The 15245-nt window shown below is 58.4% G+C and carries 18 protein-coding genes; 9 read left to right on the top strand and 9 right to left on the bottom strand.

All coding sequences use genetic code 11. From position 1 onward, the window contains the following. Window positions 1-51: 51 nt before the first annotated feature. The 6 genes from ACR0JF_RS16995 to ACR0JF_RS16970 all read left to right on the top strand — a co-directional run bounded on the left by ACR0JF_RS16995 (window position 52) and on the right by ACR0JF_RS16970 (window position 5375). A complete protein-coding gene (locus tag ACR0JF_RS16995; protein WP_170374616.1) occupies window positions 52-612 on the top strand; it encodes a F0F1 ATP synthase subunit delta in 561 nt (186 codons plus the stop codon). Further along, window positions 613-2151 (top strand): F0F1 ATP synthase subunit alpha, encoded by a 1539-nt coding sequence (atpA, locus tag ACR0JF_RS16990; protein WP_170374618.1) that lies wholly within the window; start codon window positions 613-615, stop codon window positions 2149-2151. Window positions 2152-2163: 12 nt separating this feature from the next. Then, window positions 2164-3042, top strand: a complete 879-nt coding sequence (locus ACR0JF_RS16985) for a F0F1 ATP synthase subunit gamma (RefSeq protein WP_170374620.1) — start codon at window positions 2164-2166, stop codon at window positions 3040-3042. Window positions 3043-3060: 18 nt separating this feature from the next. Further along, entirely contained in the window at window positions 3061-4485 is a 1425-nt protein-coding gene (gene atpD, locus ACR0JF_RS16980) for a F0F1 ATP synthase subunit beta (protein WP_170460468.1), read from the top strand. 12 nt (window positions 4486-4497) lie between these two features. Beyond that, window positions 4498-4908: a F0F1 ATP synthase subunit epsilon gene (locus ACR0JF_RS16975; RefSeq protein ID WP_170374624.1), complete on the top strand. Its 411-nt coding sequence runs from the start codon at window positions 4498-4500 to the stop codon at window positions 4906-4908. Between the two features lie 116 nt (window positions 4909-5024). Continuing rightward, a complete protein-coding gene (locus ACR0JF_RS16970; RefSeq protein ID WP_170374626.1) occupies window positions 5025-5375 on the top strand; it encodes an H-type lectin domain-containing protein in 351 nt (116 codons plus the stop codon). A gap of 43 nt (window positions 5376-5418) precedes the next feature. Here ACR0JF_RS16970 and rpiB read toward each other — a convergent pair whose 3' ends face one another. Together rpiB and ACR0JF_RS16960 are read right to left on the bottom strand one after the other, a co-directional pair. Further along, window positions 5419-5859 (bottom strand): ribose 5-phosphate isomerase B, encoded by a 441-nt coding sequence (rpiB, locus tag ACR0JF_RS16965; RefSeq protein ID WP_170662256.1) that lies wholly within the window; start codon window positions 5857-5859, stop codon window positions 5419-5421. A gap of 102 nt (window positions 5860-5961) precedes the next feature. Then, window positions 5962-6981, bottom strand: a complete 1020-nt coding sequence (locus tag ACR0JF_RS16960; protein WP_170637503.1) for a ribose-phosphate pyrophosphokinase — start codon at window positions 6979-6981, stop codon at window positions 5962-5964. 107 nt (window positions 6982-7088) lie between these two features. Here ACR0JF_RS16960 and ACR0JF_RS16955 point away from each other — a divergent pair, with 107 nt between their 5' ends. After that, window positions 7089-7691 (top strand): 2-hydroxychromene-2-carboxylate isomerase, encoded by a 603-nt coding sequence (locus ACR0JF_RS16955; protein WP_170662254.1) that lies wholly within the window; start codon window positions 7089-7091, stop codon window positions 7689-7691. A 2-nt stretch (window positions 7692-7693) separates the two neighbouring features. On the opposite strand, the gene ACR0JF_RS16950 is transcribed toward ACR0JF_RS16955, so the two are convergent. From ACR0JF_RS16950 to ACR0JF_RS16920, 7 genes are all read right to left on the bottom strand, one after another. Next, window positions 7694-8728 carry a beta-eliminating lyase-related protein gene (locus ACR0JF_RS16950; RefSeq protein ID WP_170662252.1) on the bottom strand — a complete coding sequence of 345 codons (1035 nt, stop codon included), beginning with the start codon at window positions 8726-8728 and terminating at the stop codon, window positions 7694-7696. Then, window positions 8728-9201 carry a YcgN family cysteine cluster protein gene (locus ACR0JF_RS16945; protein WP_170662249.1) on the bottom strand — a complete coding sequence of 158 codons (474 nt, stop codon included), beginning with the start codon at window positions 9199-9201 and terminating at the stop codon, window positions 8728-8730. Before ACR0JF_RS16945 ends, ACR0JF_RS16950 begins: the two co-directional genes overlap by 1 nt. Further along, a complete protein-coding gene (locus tag ACR0JF_RS16940) occupies window positions 9198-10130 on the bottom strand; it encodes a bifunctional riboflavin kinase/FAD synthetase (RefSeq protein WP_170662248.1) in 933 nt (310 codons plus the stop codon). Before ACR0JF_RS16940 ends, ACR0JF_RS16945 begins: the two co-directional genes overlap by 4 nt. A 180-nt stretch (window positions 10131-10310) precedes the next feature. Beyond that, window positions 10311-10754, bottom strand: a complete 444-nt coding sequence (locus ACR0JF_RS16935) for a MaoC family dehydratase (RefSeq protein WP_074736482.1) — start codon at window positions 10752-10754, stop codon at window positions 10311-10313. A 101-nt stretch (window positions 10755-10855) separates the two neighbouring features. Beyond that, the gene (locus tag ACR0JF_RS16930; protein ID WP_170662246.1) at window positions 10856-11731 is read right to left on the bottom strand and encodes a TIGR01459 family HAD-type hydrolase; all 876 of its coding nucleotides are present in this window, start codon (window positions 11729-11731) and stop codon (window positions 10856-10858) included. Between the two features lie 229 nt (window positions 11732-11960). Next, complete coding sequence (locus ACR0JF_RS16925) at window positions 11961-12881, bottom strand: manganese-dependent inorganic pyrophosphatase (RefSeq protein WP_170662244.1); 921 nt, start codon at window positions 12879-12881, stop codon at window positions 11961-11963. Between the two features lie 105 nt (window positions 12882-12986). Beyond that, complete coding sequence (locus tag ACR0JF_RS16920; protein WP_170662242.1) at window positions 12987-13967, bottom strand: TraB/GumN family protein; 981 nt, start codon at window positions 13965-13967, stop codon at window positions 12987-12989. 113 nt (window positions 13968-14080) lie between these two features. On the opposite strand from ACR0JF_RS16920, the gene ACR0JF_RS16915 reads away from it, so the two are divergent. Next, on the top strand, window positions 14081-14755 hold the full coding sequence (locus ACR0JF_RS16915; RefSeq protein WP_170662240.1) for a DUF2161 family putative PD-(D/E)XK-type phosphodiesterase: 675 nt from the start codon (window positions 14081-14083) through the stop codon (window positions 14753-14755). Between the two features lie 154 nt (window positions 14756-14909). Further along, window positions 14910-15197, top strand: coding sequence for a co-chaperone GroES (groES, locus tag ACR0JF_RS16910; RefSeq protein WP_170352338.1), 288 nt, complete (start codon window positions 14910-14912; stop codon window positions 15195-15197). The last annotated feature ends 48 nt before the right edge of the window (window positions 15198-15245 follow it).

Genomic DNA, 15245 nt, shown 5'->3' with positions numbered 1-15245 from the left:
CGGGTCGGCTGCGCGCGCGGTTTTCGGGGCCTAAGTATCGGAAGGGTGGACGTGTCCGAACCAGCTTCGATTTCCACAGGCATCGCCGAGCGCTATGCCACCGCGATTTTCGAGATCGCAAAAGAGAACAAAGACCTTGCAGGTCTGGAATCCGGCATCAATGATCTTGCAGCTGCACTGGGCGAAAGCGCCGATCTGCGCGACCTGATCGCATCTCCGCTGGTTTCCCGCGCCGAACAGGAAAACGCCATTGCTGCTGTTGCTGACAAGATGGGCCTGAACGCCATCCTGCGCAATACGCTGGGTCTGATGGCGCAGAAGCGTCGCCTGTTTGTGGTGCCGCAGCTGGTGCAGGTCCTGCGCGATATGCTGGCTGAAGAGCGCGGCGAAGTGACCGCCGATGTCGCCTCGGCCAAGGCGCTGACCAAAACACAGATGGAAAAACTGTCCAAGACGCTGTCCGAGCGTGTGGGCAAGACCGTGACTATCAATGCGACCGTGGATGAAAGCCTCATCGGCGGTCTTGTCGTAAAAGTGGGCTCGAAAATGATCGATAGCTCGATCCGTTCGAAGCTGAACTCCCTACAGAATGCAATGAAAGAGGTCGGATAAATGGGAATCCAAGCTGCAGAGATTTCTGCAATCCTGAAGGACCAGATCAAGAATTTTGGTCAGGAAGCCGAAGTGGCCGAGATCGGCCGCGTGCTGAGCGTCGGTGACGGGATTGCCCGTGTATACGGCCTGGACAACGTGCAAGCCGGTGAGATGGTCGAATTCCCCGGTGGCATCATGGGCATGGCCCTGAACCTGGAAAGCGACAACGTCGGTGTCGTTATCTTCGGTTCTGACCGTGACATCAAAGAAGGTGACACTGTTAAGCGTACCAACTCGATCGTGGACGTTCCAATTGGTGACGAGCTGCTGGGCCGCGTTGTAGACGGTCTGGGCAATCCGCTGGACGGCAAAGGCCCGATCAACGCAACTAAGCGTGGCGTTGCAGACGTTAAAGCCCCTGGCATCATCCCGCGTAAATCGGTGCATGAGCCGATGGCAACCGGCCTGAAATCGGTCGACGCGATGATCCCGATCGGTCGTGGCCAGCGTGAGTTGATCATTGGTGACCGTCAGACCGGTAAAACTGCCGTTGCTCTGGACACCATCCTGAACCAGAAGGTTTACAACGACGCAGCGGGCGACGACGAGTCGAAGAAACTGTACTGCGTTTACGTTGCGGTTGGTCAGAAGCGTTCGACCGTTGCGCAGCTGGTGAAGAAACTGGAAGAGTCCGGCGCGATTGAATACTCGATCGTTGTTGCCGCGACCGCGTCCGACCCGGCGCCGATGCAGTTCCTGGCGCCCTACGCTGCGACTGCGATGGCCGAGTACTTCCGCGACAATGGCCGTCACGCGCTGATCATCTATGATGACCTGTCGAAACAGGCTGTGTCCTATCGTCAGATGTCGCTGCTGCTGCGCCGTCCGCCCGGACGTGAAGCGTATCCGGGTGACGTTTTCTACCTCCACTCCCGTCTGCTGGAACGTTCGGCGAAGCTGAACGAAGATTTCGGTGCAGGCTCGCTGACCGCTTTGCCGGTTATCGAAACTCAGGGTGGTGACGTTTCGGCGTTTATTCCGACCAACGTGATCTCGATCACCGACGGTCAGATCTTCCTGGAAACCGAGCTGTTCTACCAAGGTATCCGTCCTGCTGTGAACACCGGTCTGTCGGTTTCGCGTGTGGGCTCCTCGGCTCAGACCAACGCGATGAAATCGGTTGCTGGTCCGGTGAAACTGGAACTGGCTCAGTACCGCGAAATGGCTGCGTTTGCGCAGTTTGGTTCGGACCTCGACGCCGCAACTCAGCAGCTGCTGAACCGTGGTGCCCGTCTGACCGAGCTGATGAAACAGCCGCAGTACTCGCCGCTGACCAACGCGGAAATCGTCTGCGTCATCTTCGCAGGGACCAACGGTTACCTCGACAAAATCGACGTATCGGATGTTGGCCGCTATGAGGCCGGTCTGCTGGCGCATCTGCGCGGTAAGCATGCTGACCTGCTGACGTGGCTCACCGACGAAGATCCGAAGATCAAAGGTGAAGCGTCCGACAAGATCAAGGCAGCGATCGACGAATTTGCCGCGACCTTCGCATAAGAGGAGGTTCCGATGCCTAGTCTGAAGGACCTTAAAAACAGGATCGAGTCGGTCAAATCGACCCGCAAGATCACCAAGGCCATGCAGATGGTCGCGGCTGCAAAACTGCGCCGCGCCCAGGAATCTGCTGAAGCCTCGCGCCCCTATGCCGAGCGGTTCAATGCCGTGATGGCGGGGCTGGCGGCTTCGGTCGGGGGCAGCGACAGCGCCCCCAAACTGCTCCGTGGTACGGGCAGTGATGATGTCCATCTGCTGGTTGTGATGACAGCTGAACGCGGCCTGTGTGGCGGCTTCAACGCGAACATCGCCAAGCTTGCCCGCGCCAAAGCGGAAGAGCTGCGCGGCAAAGGCAAAACGGTCAAAGTTCTGACCGTTGGCAAAAAAGGCCGCGACGCGCTCAAGCGCGATCTTGGCGATTTGTTCGTAGGTCATGTCGACCTGAGCGAAGTTAAACGTATTGGCTACACCAATGCGCAAGACATCGCGAAGGACGTCCTGTCTCGCTTCGATGCGGGTGAGTTCGATGTTGCCACGATCTTCTACTCGAAGTTCGTCAACGTTGTGACCCAGATCCCTACGGCACAGCAGGTTATCCCCGCATCGTTCGAAGACGAAGCGGCAGGTGACGACAGCGGTGCAATCTTCGACTACGAGCCCAGCGAAGAGGCCATTCTGGCCGACCTGCTGCCCAAGGGGGTTGCGACCGCGATCTTCTCGGCTCTGCTCGAAAACGGAGCGTCTGAACAGGGTGCACGGATGTCCGCGATGGATAACGCGACACGCAACGCGGGTGAGATGATCGACAAGCTGACGATTCAGTTCAACCGCTCGCGTCAGGCCGTGATCACCAACGAGCTGATTGAAATTATTTCCGGCGCCGAAGCGCTGTAAGAAAACCGGAGACGAAACATGGCGAATGCAAAAGGCAAAGTCACACAGATCATCGGGGCCGTCGTCGACGTGCAGTTCGAAGATCAGTTGCCTGAAATTCTGAACGCGCTGGAAACCACCAACAACGGCAAGCGCCTGGTGTTGGAAGTTGCTCAGCACCTGGGTGAAAACACCGTCCGTACCATCGCGATGGACGCGACCGAAGGTCTGGTCCGCGGCGAAGTTGTAACCGACACTGGCGCACCGATCTCGGTTCCGGTTGGTAACGCAACTCTGGGCCGCATCCTGAACGTTGTTGGCGAACCGATTGACGAAAAAGGCCCAGTTGAAGCAACTGAAGCCCGCGCAATCCACCAGCCCGCACCCGAGTTCGACGAACAGTCGACCGAGTCGGAAATCCTGGTCACCGGCATCAAGGTTGTTGACCTGCTGGCCCCCTACGCCAAAGGCGGTAAGATCGGCCTGTTCGGCGGCGCCGGCGTTGGTAAAACCGTTCTGATCATGGAACTGATCAACAACATCGCAAAAGTGCACTCGGGCTTCTCGGTGTTTGCGGGTGTTGGTGAACGGACCCGTGAAGGGAACGACCTCTACCATGAGATGATCGAATCGAACGTTATTAAGCCTGACAACCTGTCGGAATCGCAGGTTGCGCTGGTTTACGGTCAGATGAACGAACCTCCGGGTGCGCGTGCACGTGTTGCTCTGACTGGTCTGACCCTGGCCGAGCAGTTCCGCGACCAGTCCGGTACCGACGTTCTGTTCTTCGTCGACAACATCTTCCGCTTCACGCAAGCGGGCTCCGAGGTTTCGGCTCTGCTGGGTCGTATTCCTTCGGCGGTGGGCTACCAGCCGACACTGGCGACCGACATGGGTGCTCTGCAAGAACGCATCACCTCGACCAAGTCGGGCTCGATCACCTCGGTGCAGGCGATCTACGTACCTGCGGACGACCTTACCGACCCCGCGCCGGCCACCTCGTTTGCTCACTTGGATGCGACCACCGTTCTAAACCGTGCAATCTCGGAAAAGGGTATCTACCCGGCTGTTGACCCGCTCGACTCGTCGTCGCGTCTGCTGGACCCGGCCATCGTTGGTGAAGAGCACTACGCGGTTGCGACCGACGTTCAGCAGATACTCCAGCGCTACAAGTCGCTGCAGGACATTATCGCCATCCTCGGCATGGACGAACTGTCAGAGGAAGACAAACTGACCGTTGCCCGTGCCCGTAAGATCGAGCGCTTCCTGTCGCAGCCGTTCGACGTTGCCGAAGTCTTCACCGGTTCGCCCGGCGTTCAGGTTCCTCTGGACGTGACCATCGCATCGTTCAAAGCTGTTGTGGCTGGCGAATACGATCACCTGCCCGAAGCGGCCTTTCTGATGGTTGGCGGCATCGACGAAGTGATCGCCAAAGCGGAGAAGATGGCCGCAGAAGCCGCCTAAGGAGTATCCCTGATGGCAAACACAATGCAATTCGACCTCGTCAGCCCCGAGCGGAGCCTCGCTTCGCTCGCGGCCACCGCGGTCCAGCTACCCGGCGCGGACGGGGACATGACGGCAATGCCCGATCATGCCCCTACGATCACGACGCTGCGCCCGGGCATCCTGAAGGTCGACGCGCCCGAAGGCACCAGTGAATATCTGGTGACCGGCGGGTTTGCTCAGATCAACGGTGATGGCCTGTCGGTTCTGGCCGAAAAGGCCATTCCGGTTGCCGAAGTGACCCGGTCGCATCTCGATGACTTGATCGCCGACGCGCGTGCCTCGCATGATGCGGCCAAGGAAGGCGATGATCAGTCCATCGTCGACGAAGCCGCCAAGCTGCTGGCCGATATGGAAGCCCTTGGAACGCATATGAGCTTGTAACAGGTTCACCTGCAGAAGAATTGAACGGCCTCGCTTTTGCGGGGCCGTTTTTTTGTCGTGATTGTGAGATAACTGTGGAATAAGTTCCGGTAATTACGAGTTAAAGACATAATAATATGAAGACTTTTCGCACCCATCCTATAGGTATTGACCAAGGCGAGACGGTTCTGTTCTCAGACTTTTCCAACGGCGGCGACATGTGGACAGGCAACGGCCCGCGTGAGCGTCGTTCCCCGGTGAAATTCAGCCAGTCGTTCCGGTCAGCTCCGTTGATCCAGATCGGAGTGTCTTTGTGGGATGTGGATACTTCCTCGGCTCTGCGCGCCGAGGTGCAGGCCGAAGAGATCACGGCCGAAGGGTTCACGGCTGTGTTTCGAACATGGTCCGACACGAAGATCGCGCGTATCCGCGCCTCATGGACGGCTATTGGTGAAGTTGCCCATGAGGATGATTGGGATATCTCCTAAGGCCGGTGCCATGGCCCGCAGCCCATGCGGGCCAGTGCTTTGGTCAGTCTTCGATCATGTCCACGCGTGTTGCGTGGCGGCCGCCTTCGAACTCAGCCGCCAGAAACGCATCCACGATGTCGAGCGCCTGACCTTCGCCAATGACCCGTGCGCCGATCGACAGCATGTTGGCGTTATTGTGCTGGCGGATCATCCGGGCCGAAAACGTGTCCGAGCAAACGCCACAACGGATACCTGGAACCTTGTTTGCGGCCATCATGATCCCCTGACCCGTGCCACACAGCAGAATACCCAGATTGCAATCGCCCGAGGCAACGCGTTCGGCCGCAGCCTTGCCGTGCAGAGGGTAGTGCGTGCTTTCAGGCGTGGTGGGGCCGATATCGACGACCTCCCACCCGGCTTGGGCGATATGCGCTGCAAGGGCTTGGCGCAAGTCGATGGCGGCGTGGTCGCTGGAAAGAACGACGCGTTTGGTGTCAGTCATGAGAACGCTGTCCCGCTATGTGTTGGTAGAGATAGGGCAGGGGCGTCCTAATCCGCCGCTGCTGAAAAGAAAAGGGCGGCTATCGCAAGCCGCCCTGTCAGGTCAGTCCATCTGGTACATGGATTCGTAGATCGGGGTCAGGGTCTTGTCCTCGAACAGGGACGAGACGCTGGTACCGTTCCAAATGTTCAGGATGGCCTGGGTAAAGATCGGCGCGGTCGGCACGATGCGGATGTTTTTGGCTTTCAGGATCGCATCTGTCGGCTGGATCGTGTCGGTCAGAACCAGAGATTTCATCACCGAATTCGTCACACGTTCAACCGCGGGTCCGCTCATGACGCCGTGAGTGATGTAGGAGTGGACCTCTTTCGCGCCGTTGTCCAGCAGCACCTGCGCCGCTTTGCACAGGGTGCCGGCAGTGTCGCACATGTCATCGACGATCAGGCAGATCTTGTCTTTAACATCGCCGATTACGGTCATCTCGGCCACTTCACCGGCTTTTTCTCGGCGTTTGTCGACGATCGACAGGGGGGCTTCGATCCGCTTGGCAAGTTCGCGCGCACGGGCCACGCCGCCGACGTCGGGTGATACCACCATGATCTCGTCCATATTGTCTTTGAATTGGTTTTTCACATCTAGCGCAAAGATCGGTGAGGCGTAGAGGTTGTCCACCGGGATGTCGAAAAAGCCCTGAATCTGGGCCGCGTGCAGGTCCATCGTCAGAACCCGCTCGATCCCTGCGCCGGTCAGCATGTTGGCGACCAGCTTGGCCGAGATCGGTGTGCGCGCCTTGGTGCGGCGGTCCTGACGGGCGTAGCCAAAGTAAGGGATCACGGCGGTGATGCGTTGCGCGGACGAGCGACGAAGCGCATCGGCGATGATAAGCAGCTCCATCAGGTTGTCATTCGCCGGGTTTGAGGTCGGTTGGATAATGAACATATCCTCGCCACGGACGTTTTCGAACACCTCGACGAAGATCTCGCCATCGTTGAAGCGCTCGACGCGGGCGTCGACCAGACCCTGATCAACGCCGCGATAAAGGCTCATGCGGCGCGATATGGTTTCGGCAAGCGGAAGGTTAGCGTTCCCAGCAATCAGCTTGGGTTCGTGGAGTGTCGGCATCGGCTGGAGTCCCCGGGCAGCGTTGGCAATGTGACAGATTCGTGATGTTGACACCGCTTAGCATGGCCTTACCGTTCCGCAAAGACAACGCAGCGGAGAAAGTGCAGATGACCCAGATTGACTACTATTTTGCGACAATTTCACCCTATACCTATCTGGCGGGCACACGGCTGGAGGAGATCGCAGCCAAGCATGGTGCGACGATCAATTACAAACCACTGGACATCATGGCGCTATTCGGGCGCACGGGCGGGACGCCACCAAAAGACCGGCATATTTCCCGTATTGAATACCGCGCACAGAATTTGGTGCGGGTCGCGAAAAAGTTAGGCGTACCGTTCAACCTGAAACCGGCGCATTGGCCGACCAATATGGCTCCGTCCTCTTACGCTGTGATTGCGGCGGCCAAAGATGGGTCGGGGGATGTAGGTAAACTATGCCAATCCCTGCTGCGAGCCTGTTGGGCCGAAGAGAAAGACGTAGCGCAGGACGACGTCATCCGTGACTGCCTGACGCAAGCCGGATTCGATGCCAATCTGGCCGATAGCGGTCTTTTGGTGGGGGCCGAGACCTACGCCGCCAATCTGGAAGAGGCCGTGGAGAGCGGGGCTTTCGGCGCGCCCTTCTACATCACACCTGATGGTCAGCGGTTCTGGGGGCAAGACAGCCTTGACGACCTCGACCAACATTTGGCCGAGTTGAAAGGCTGAGCCTATAGATGGGATAGAAACTGGTCGATCTGTTCATGGCTGATCGACCAGTCGCAGACCAGACGGCAGGGCAGAGGTTCTGCCTCATCCGCGCCTTCCAACTGCGCCCCCCACAGGTGATAGACCGCGCCCGCCGCATGAAGCTGGCGGTGTTTGGCGCGCGGGAAGGAGGCGAAGATCATGTTGGCCTGCGGCTCATGCAGGAAATCGGCTCCTTTCGCCCGAAGACCCTCAGCCAGACGAGCACAGTTTGCATTCGCCTGACGGGCAGATGTCAGCCAAAGATCATCGTCCAGATAGGCTGCCATCTGGGCAGACAGATACCGGTGCTTCGAGAACAAATGCGCCCCGCGTTTGCGGCGCAGCTCGAATTCCCAGGCTTTGGATTCGTCGAAGAAGATTACCGCCTCGACCCCCATCAAACCGTTCTTGGTGCCGCCAAAGCTGACCGCATCCACGCCGGCCTTCCATGTCATCTCTGCCGGTGAACATCCCAACGCGACCAGAGCGTTCGTGAACCGCGCGCCATCCAGATGCACCGGCAGGTCATACTCTTTCGCTACGGCGCAGAGCGTCTGTAATTCTTCCAGCGAATAAACCGACCCTCGCTCGGTCACTTGTGTGATGGAAACCGGTCCTCGTTGCGGTCCATGCACACCACGCGTTTCTTCTACGGAAATCGTCCGGCGCAGGGCCTCGGAGGTCATCTTGTCAGTGCCCGGCACTAGGGTCAGCTTGGCGCCACTGTAGAATTCCGGCGCATTGCATTCGTCCTCGTGGATATGCGCGACCGGAGAGCAGAAGATCGTCTCCCATGGCTTGGAGAGGGTGGCCAGTGCCAGTGAATTCGCCGCCGTTCCGGTCGCCACCAGATAAACCGCCGCGCCGGGGGCTTCGAAAATGCTGCGAAGTCGGTCCCGGACCTCATTCATTAGCGTGTCAGCCCCATAGGCCATCTGATAGCCATGATTGGCCTCGGCCAGTTTTGCCAATACCTGCGGATGGACAGGCCCAGAATTGTCAGAGGCAAAATACATCAGGTCGGCTCCTCAATGATATAGTCTTCCCACTCTTCCATGGGGGTCTCGAACTCGGACACGGTACGCCCCTGAACCGAGACGCCGACGGCATGCACAGAGTCAGCTGTGCCAGACAGCAAGGGGTGCCAATCATAGAGAGGTTTGCCCTCCCACAGCAGGCGATAGGCGCAGGTTTGGGGCAGCCAGTAGGCGTGCGAGTCGATGTTGTCCGGCGTCATGACAATGCATTCGGGCACGAACTGATGCCGGATGTCATACTGGGTGCAACGGCAGCTTTCATCGTCCAAAAGACGGCAGGCAACACAGGTCAGCGCGACCTCGCCCGTGTCTTCGTCTTCCAGCTTGTTCAGGCAACACTTGCCGCACCCATCACAGAGCGCTTCCCACTCGCGTTGGTTCATCTTGCGCAGGGGTTTGCGTTCCCAAAAGCGCGGAGACAGACCTGCGCGGTTGATCGGATCCACGCTCATCGCGCGGCCAGAATGTCGCGTGATTTCGCGCAATCGGCATCCATCTGGGCGATCAGCCCGTCCAGACCGTCGAACTTCATTTCAGGCCGGAGGAACTCGACCAATCCGACCGAGAGGGTTGCACCGTAAAGATCGCCGGAGAAATCGAAGAGGAAGGTCTCGATATTCGGGACCTCACCATTGAACATAGGCCGTACGCCAATCGACGCCGCGCCTTGGTAGGAGCCCTTGTTGGGGCCGTCCAGAACGTCCACCAGTACTGCATAGACGCCGAATTTTGGCGGGTGCAGACCCTCGATGGACATGTTTGCGGTGGGAAATCCCAGCTCGCGCCCGCGCTGCTCGCCGCCGATGACCTCGCCTTCGATGCGGTGCCAATGGCCCAGCATGGTCGCCGCATCGCCGGGGCGGCCTTCGCTGAGCGCGGTGCGGATCGCGGTCGAAGAGACGACGTTTTCGGAACGCTCCATCAAAGGGGCGATGGTCACGCCGAACCCCATTTGCTCGCCAAAGCGCACCATATCCTGCGCCGTTCCAACCCGCCCTTTGCCAAAGCAGAAATCGGCACCCACAACGATATGAGACAAGCCCAGACCGTCGCAGATCACATTGCTCGCGAATTCCTCGGGGGTCAGCCCGGCCAAAGCGGCATTGAAGGGCAGTTCGTAAAGCTTTTGCACACCCAGCTTCTCAAGCCGGTGTGCCCGCGCGTTCCCGCGCATCAATCGAAACGGAGGCGCATCGGGTGCAAAATACTCACGCGGATGCGGTTCAAACGTCAGCACGCCCAAAGGCGCGTTCGGAGCCGCATTGCGCGCCAGCTCGATAACCGACTGATGGCCGACATGGACGCCATCAAAGTTCCCGATCGCCACGCTGGCGCCGCGATCTTCTGGCTCGATATACTGGAAGTCCCGGATGATCTGCATGCGCTTTGGGTACTGTTCATCAACAGTATGTTCAAGCGTGACCTTCGAGAATTTCGGACAATTCGACCCGCTCGGATGGTGAGTGGCAGTGTGTCCTTCGGTTCAGCGATGACCGTTGCAGCGCGCCGGTCATTGCTGCATGGATTAAACCCCTCTGTGGCAAGGTGTGTGTTTACTCGCTCAGTCGAACTTACGCGATGGGGCAAGCACCATGGCTTCGCCGACCAGAACCTTCTTGCCATCGACTGCGCAGTGACAGTCCAGCTTCACGCGGCGCTTGGCAAAATCAATGTCGATCACTTTGACCTCGGCATAGACCATGTCGCCGGGGCGCACCGGAGCCAGGAACTTCAGCGACTGACCCATGTAGACCGTCCCATGACCGGGCAATTGCTCGCCAATCACGGCCGAGATCAAACCGGCCGTCAGCATCCCATGCGCAATGCGACCTTCGAAGATCGTATCGCGGGCGTAGTCATCGTCCAGATGCACAGGGTTCCGGTCAGTCGAGACCTGCGCGAACATCTCGATATCTTCATCCGTCACCACTTTGCGCAGGTGGCGGGACATGCCCATCTCGATGTCTTCAATACAGATCGTTCCGCGTGGAAGATTGTCCAACATGGTGCCCTCACTTGAATTCTGCCGAGTAATAAAAGTCTACCACCGGCCATCAGTTGGCAACTTTATTACTTCGCAACTGCAGAAAATCAAGTGAAAAATGACTAACGCAAACGCCCGATTGTATAGGTGGGATTGATCTTTTCCCTTTCTATATAGTCACTTAGGGATTCTGCGTGGGGATGGTGCGACGTTTTCGTCTCGGCCGCAGCCAACCCGCCTGAGATAAAGAGCGTATCGATTCCCTCCCCCATGCCGCCAAGGATGTCGGTATGCGGGCCGTCACCGACAGCCAGAATGTCACTGTCCGAGACATCTACGTCCATTTCCTGCATGCGACGACGCGCCAGATCATAGATTGGCGGATGGGGTTTGCCGAAATAAAGGCTCTCGCCACCCATCTCGGTATAGAGCTTCGCCAAAGCGCCCGCGCACCATTCCCTTACTTCGCCCCGATCGACCACTATGTCAGGGTTCGCACATAGCAGCTTCATGCCTTTTTGCTTGGCATAGAGGAAGTCCGGGCGATTGACGTCGGGATCCGCCATTGTGTCAAAAGGCCCGCAGCATACGATCCCCTCGGCCTGATCCAGAGGGACGCGCTCGATATGAACAGGATGGTCCAACAGCTTCAGCGGCTCAAAAAACCCCGCATCGCGTTCCCATTCGCCCATGAAATAAACCTTTTCGCCTACTGTTCCGCGGAACATGGCTGAACGTGCAGAGTCGCCGCTTGTTGCGATGGTGTCATAGGCGTCAGCGGGGACGTTGAACTGCGAAAGCTGCGCGGCGACGCCCGAGCGCGGCTTCGGAGAGTTTGTCACCAGAACAACGAAACCGCCTTTCGAGCGGTAGGTCTGCAGCGCGGCAACCGCTTCTGGATACGCAGTGATCCCATTGTGAACACAGCCCCAAAGATCGACGAAAAGTACTTTGTAACGGTCGGAGATCTCGTGGAGGGCGGAGATGATCTGGGTCATGGGATTCCCTTTGGCATGGTCTGCGGACAGCCAAGCCTATGGCAGAGCTTGGCAGGTTTTGCCAGAGGGGGCGCTGCCCCCGCCGCGGCAAGCCGCGACTCCCCCGAGGTATTTTGAAACAGAAGAAGCAGGGGATCCGCACTTCATCTGGCTAAAAATATCCCGGAGCGCGAGGCAGAGCCTCGCACAAAGAAAAAGGCGCCCGCTTGGGGCGCCTTAGAGTAAGGTCTCAGACCTTGAGGTTCGGAATGATCTGCTTTTTCCGGCTCATGATGCCGGGCAGGACCACAGCGTCGCCGTCGACCGATGCACCGAAGCTTTTCTCGGCAACGGTTTTGACCAATTCATTTGGGACCAGCAGGGTGGCTTCTTCGTTCAGGATGTCGACGACGAACAGCAGCACCTGGTCGACGCCGTCTTCTTTTGCTACGTCAACCATCGACGCGGCCAAGCTGCCCTTGCGGTCCAGAACAACGCCCGGAGCAGTGGTTTCCAGAACCGAGACACGGAACTTGGTGCCGTTAACTTCGTATTCCTTGCTATCCATGCGGATCAGTTCGGCATCCGAGAACGAGGACACATCCGATTTTGCCGCGAACATGTCCGCCGCATAGGCCGAGACATCCACACCCAGTTCTGCCGCCAGTTTCTCAGCAACTTCGCGGTCATGCGCGGTGGTGGTGGGCGAGCGGAATTCGAGCGTGTCGGACAGGATGCAGGTCAACGCCGCGCCTTTGATGGCCTCGGGCATTTTGGCGGCGTCGTCACCCATCAGGTCAACCATGATGGTCGCGGTGCAGGCCAGAGGGCGCACGGTGATATCGATCGGGCCTTTGGTTTCCAGACCGCCGACCAGTTTGTGGTGGTCGATGATGGCGCGGATGTCTGCGCTGTTGACGTTGGTGGGCAGCTCGGCCGGGTTGTTGGTGTCGACGATAACAACCGGAGCGTCCGCGTCCACATCTTCGATGATGCGCGGCTTGGGCAGGTTCCAGCGCTGCAGCATGAAGGCGGCTTCGGTGTTGGGCTCGCCCAGGAGCACGGGTTCAGCCTGCTCGCCTTTGACTTCATTCAGATACCACGACCACAGGATCGGAGAGCCGGTGGAATCGGTGTCGGGGGATTTGTGACCAAATACTAGGGTTGTCATGTCAGCGTCCTGCGGATTGGAAATTTGCGCGCCTTATAGGGCGCAAGACAGGGCTTGTCACCCGCTTGCGGGCGCATGCGACTGTTGGTCTGACATGCCGAGAAATCAGAACGGCGCGCGCGTCAGCGCGTAGCCTTCCTTTTCCAGAAGCGAAAGCAAGCCGTATGTCTGGCTGAGATGTCCGGCGCCTACCGCGATGACTGCCGTCTGATCCTGAATACGCAGGATTTGGCCCATCCAACTGTTATTGCGATCCACCAACAATTGCTGTTCGAACTGCGCCCATTCGGCGTCGTAATCTTCTTGCGACAGGCCCGAGGCCTCGAAGCCCTGTATCCGGGCCAGTTGTAGGATTTGCGCGTGCTTCTCCTCGAGATACGCATTGGCCATGGTGGCAAGGTGGTTTGCATCGGCCTGCATCGCTCCGGACAAGCGGACCAGCGAGTCGACCTGTTGTTCCAGTGAAAGCGTGTCGAACATCGCCATCAGGTCTTCGATCCGCTCCAGCGAGTGCTGGGGAATCCCGTGCGCCTCGGCCACGTCTGTCAGGCGGGCATCCATGCCATGGTTCGCATCCGGGTTCTGCATCAGGCAGGGCGGGATGCCCAGCATCATGCTCAGAAACCAGGGCCGCATTTTGGCTGCCATCCAGCTGGGAATGCCGCGCTCGGCCAAAGAAGTCGAAAGGGCCGCCCAGTCCTCGGCGCTCATCAGGTCGATCAGGGTGGGACCCTCGGTGATCATCACGGGGCTCAGGTCATTGGCCAGGCCTTGCTCGAACGCTTCCATTTTGGCCTCGGTGACCTCGAAATAGATCGCGTCTGCTTGGGCTACGATGGGTGTCAGCCGTTCGACGACCGGCCCCATCCGTGCATCGTTGGTGTGCAGTGTTCCGATCAGGTGCAGGGTCGTGTCGCCCTTGGTGGCGATCCAGTGATTGCCCTCGGGGTAGGGGACCGAGGCAAGGGATTGTTGCAGGGCGGCCTGATCCTCTTCCGACATCAAGGGCCGCAGGTCGTGACCTTCGCAGGCGGCATGTGCGGTCAGGGGCAGAAGCAATAGTCCAAAAAGGGCCATCAGGCGCATAGGCGGTCCTTCCTCGGTTGGTCAAACAGACGACATAAGATTTAGGCATCCAAATACAGCATATTCAAGGCGACCCATTTGGTATTTCGACACGAAACGCATAGCATTGGGCCATGGAGCGCGAGCAGGATCTTTATCCCCCCATCAAGGCATTGTTCGAGAGGCAGGGCTATACCGTAAAAGGTGAGGTTGGCGCAGCCGACATCATGGCGGTGCGCGACGGGTCTGAGCCGGTGATTGTCGAGTTGAAGCTGCGCTTTTCGCTGGCTTTATTCCATCAGGCCGTCGCGCGGCTCAGGATCACGGATCAGGTCTATCTGGGGGTCAGCAAGCCAACCGGACGAACCGCGCGTCGTGCTTTGCGGGACAATCTGGCGCTCTGCCGCAGGTTGGGTTTGGGCCTGATCACCGTACGCGCGGACGGAGCGGTCGAGTTGCAGTGCGATCCAGGCCCCTATGCCCCGCGCAAGAACAAGGTCAAGGCAGGCCGGATGCTGCGAGAGTTTGATCGGCTGCAAGGTGACCCGAACTCTGGCGGCGCAACGCGGCACGGCATTGTCACCGCTTATCGTCAGGATGCTTTGAAATGCGCGGCCCATCTTGCCGAACATGGCGCCTGCAAAGGGGCCGAGGTCGCGAAGTCGACGGGCGTGGCCGAGGCCACGCGGTTGATGCGCACCAATCACTACGGCTGGTTCGACAAGGTCGAAAAAGGTGTTTATGCCCTGACGGATGCGGGGCAGGAGGGCTTGAAGCACTGGGCCTATAGTTGGGACCAGCCTGATTGAGGGTCTGGGTCGAAAAAAATCCATCACAGCTTGTTGACTCGGGGATTTGCACCCCCTAGCTATGCGTCGTTATCACTCTCTACTCTTGAGTGCTAACGCCTCGCCAGTCGGCGAGGGGAGGATAGACAAACTTTGAGCCCAAGGAGCTACAAAGATGGCATTGAAACCGCTTCATGACCGTGTGCTGGTTCGCCGTACAGAAAGCGAAGAGAAAACTGCAGGCGGCCTGATCATTCCTGATAGCGCGAAAGAAAAACCCAGCGAAGGCGAAGTCGTCGCAACCGGCGAAGGCGCACGCAAGGACAGCGGCGAGCTGATCGCAATGGCGGTCAAAGCTGGCGACAAGATCCTGTTCGGCAAATGGTCGGGCACCGAGGTTCAGGTCGATGGCGAAGAGCTGCTGATGATGAAAGAAAGCGACATCATGGGGATCATCGAGTAAGCCGCTGCGCTTCACTCTGATCTTCATTTACAACTTATTTCTCAAGGA

This window comes from Ruegeria sp. BG11 (assembly GCF_056538565.1).
Note: the sequence above shows the minus strand (reverse complement) of the source record. Positions and strands in the feature narration are given on the sequence as shown.

What these genes read in the sequence shown, in the direction of transcription:
- ACR0JF_RS16935 (WP_074736482.1), bottom strand. Translation starts at nt 10,754, where the DNA reads ATGTTGGACAATCTTCCACGCGGAACGATCTGTATTGAAGACATCGAG.
- rpiB (WP_170662256.1), bottom strand. Translation starts at nt 5,859, where the DNA reads ATGACTGACACCAAACGCGTCGTTCTTTCCAGCGACCACGCCGCCATC.
- ACR0JF_RS16960 (WP_170637503.1), bottom strand. Translation starts at nt 6,981, where the DNA reads ATGCCGACACTCCACGAACCCAAGCTGATTGCTGGGAACGCTAACCTT.
- ACR0JF_RS16950 (WP_170662252.1), bottom strand. Translation starts at nt 8,728, where the DNA reads ATGTATTTTGCCTCTGACAATTCTGGGCCTGTCCATCCGCAGGTATTG.
- atpD (WP_170460468.1), top strand. Translation starts at nt 3,061, where the DNA reads ATGGCGAATGCAAAAGGCAAAGTCACACAGATCATCGGGGCCGTCGTC.
- ACR0JF_RS16915 (WP_170662240.1), top strand. Translation starts at nt 14,081, where the DNA reads ATGGAGCGCGAGCAGGATCTTTATCCCCCCATCAAGGCATTGTTCGAG.
- ACR0JF_RS16975 (WP_170374624.1), top strand. Translation starts at nt 4,498, where the DNA reads ATGGCAAACACAATGCAATTCGACCTCGTCAGCCCCGAGCGGAGCCTC.
- ACR0JF_RS16925 (WP_170662244.1), bottom strand. Translation starts at nt 12,881, where the DNA reads ATGACAACCCTAGTATTTGGTCACAAATCCCCCGACACCGATTCCACC.
- ACR0JF_RS16955 (WP_170662254.1), top strand. Translation starts at nt 7,089, where the DNA reads ATGACCCAGATTGACTACTATTTTGCGACAATTTCACCCTATACCTAT.
- ACR0JF_RS16920 (WP_170662242.1), bottom strand. Translation starts at nt 13,967, where the DNA reads ATGCGCCTGATGGCCCTTTTTGGACTATTGCTTCTGCCCCTGACCGCA.
- ACR0JF_RS16945 (WP_170662249.1), bottom strand. Translation starts at nt 9,201, where the DNA reads ATGAGCGTGGATCCGATCAACCGCGCAGGTCTGTCTCCGCGCTTTTGG.
- ACR0JF_RS16985 (WP_170374620.1), top strand. Translation starts at nt 2,164, where the DNA reads ATGCCTAGTCTGAAGGACCTTAAAAACAGGATCGAGTCGGTCAAATCG.
- ACR0JF_RS16930 (WP_170662246.1), bottom strand. Translation starts at nt 11,731, where the DNA reads ATGACCCAGATCATCTCCGCCCTCCACGAGATCTCCGACCGTTACAAA.
- groES (WP_170352338.1), top strand. Translation starts at nt 14,910, where the DNA reads ATGGCATTGAAACCGCTTCATGACCGTGTGCTGGTTCGCCGTACAGAA.
- ACR0JF_RS16940 (WP_170662248.1), bottom strand. Translation starts at nt 10,130, where the DNA reads ATGCAGATCATCCGGGACTTCCAGTATATCGAGCCAGAAGATCGCGGC.
- atpA (WP_170374618.1), top strand. Translation starts at nt 613, where the DNA reads ATGGGAATCCAAGCTGCAGAGATTTCTGCAATCCTGAAGGACCAGATC.
- ACR0JF_RS16970 (WP_170374626.1), top strand. Translation starts at nt 5,025, where the DNA reads ATGAAGACTTTTCGCACCCATCCTATAGGTATTGACCAAGGCGAGACG.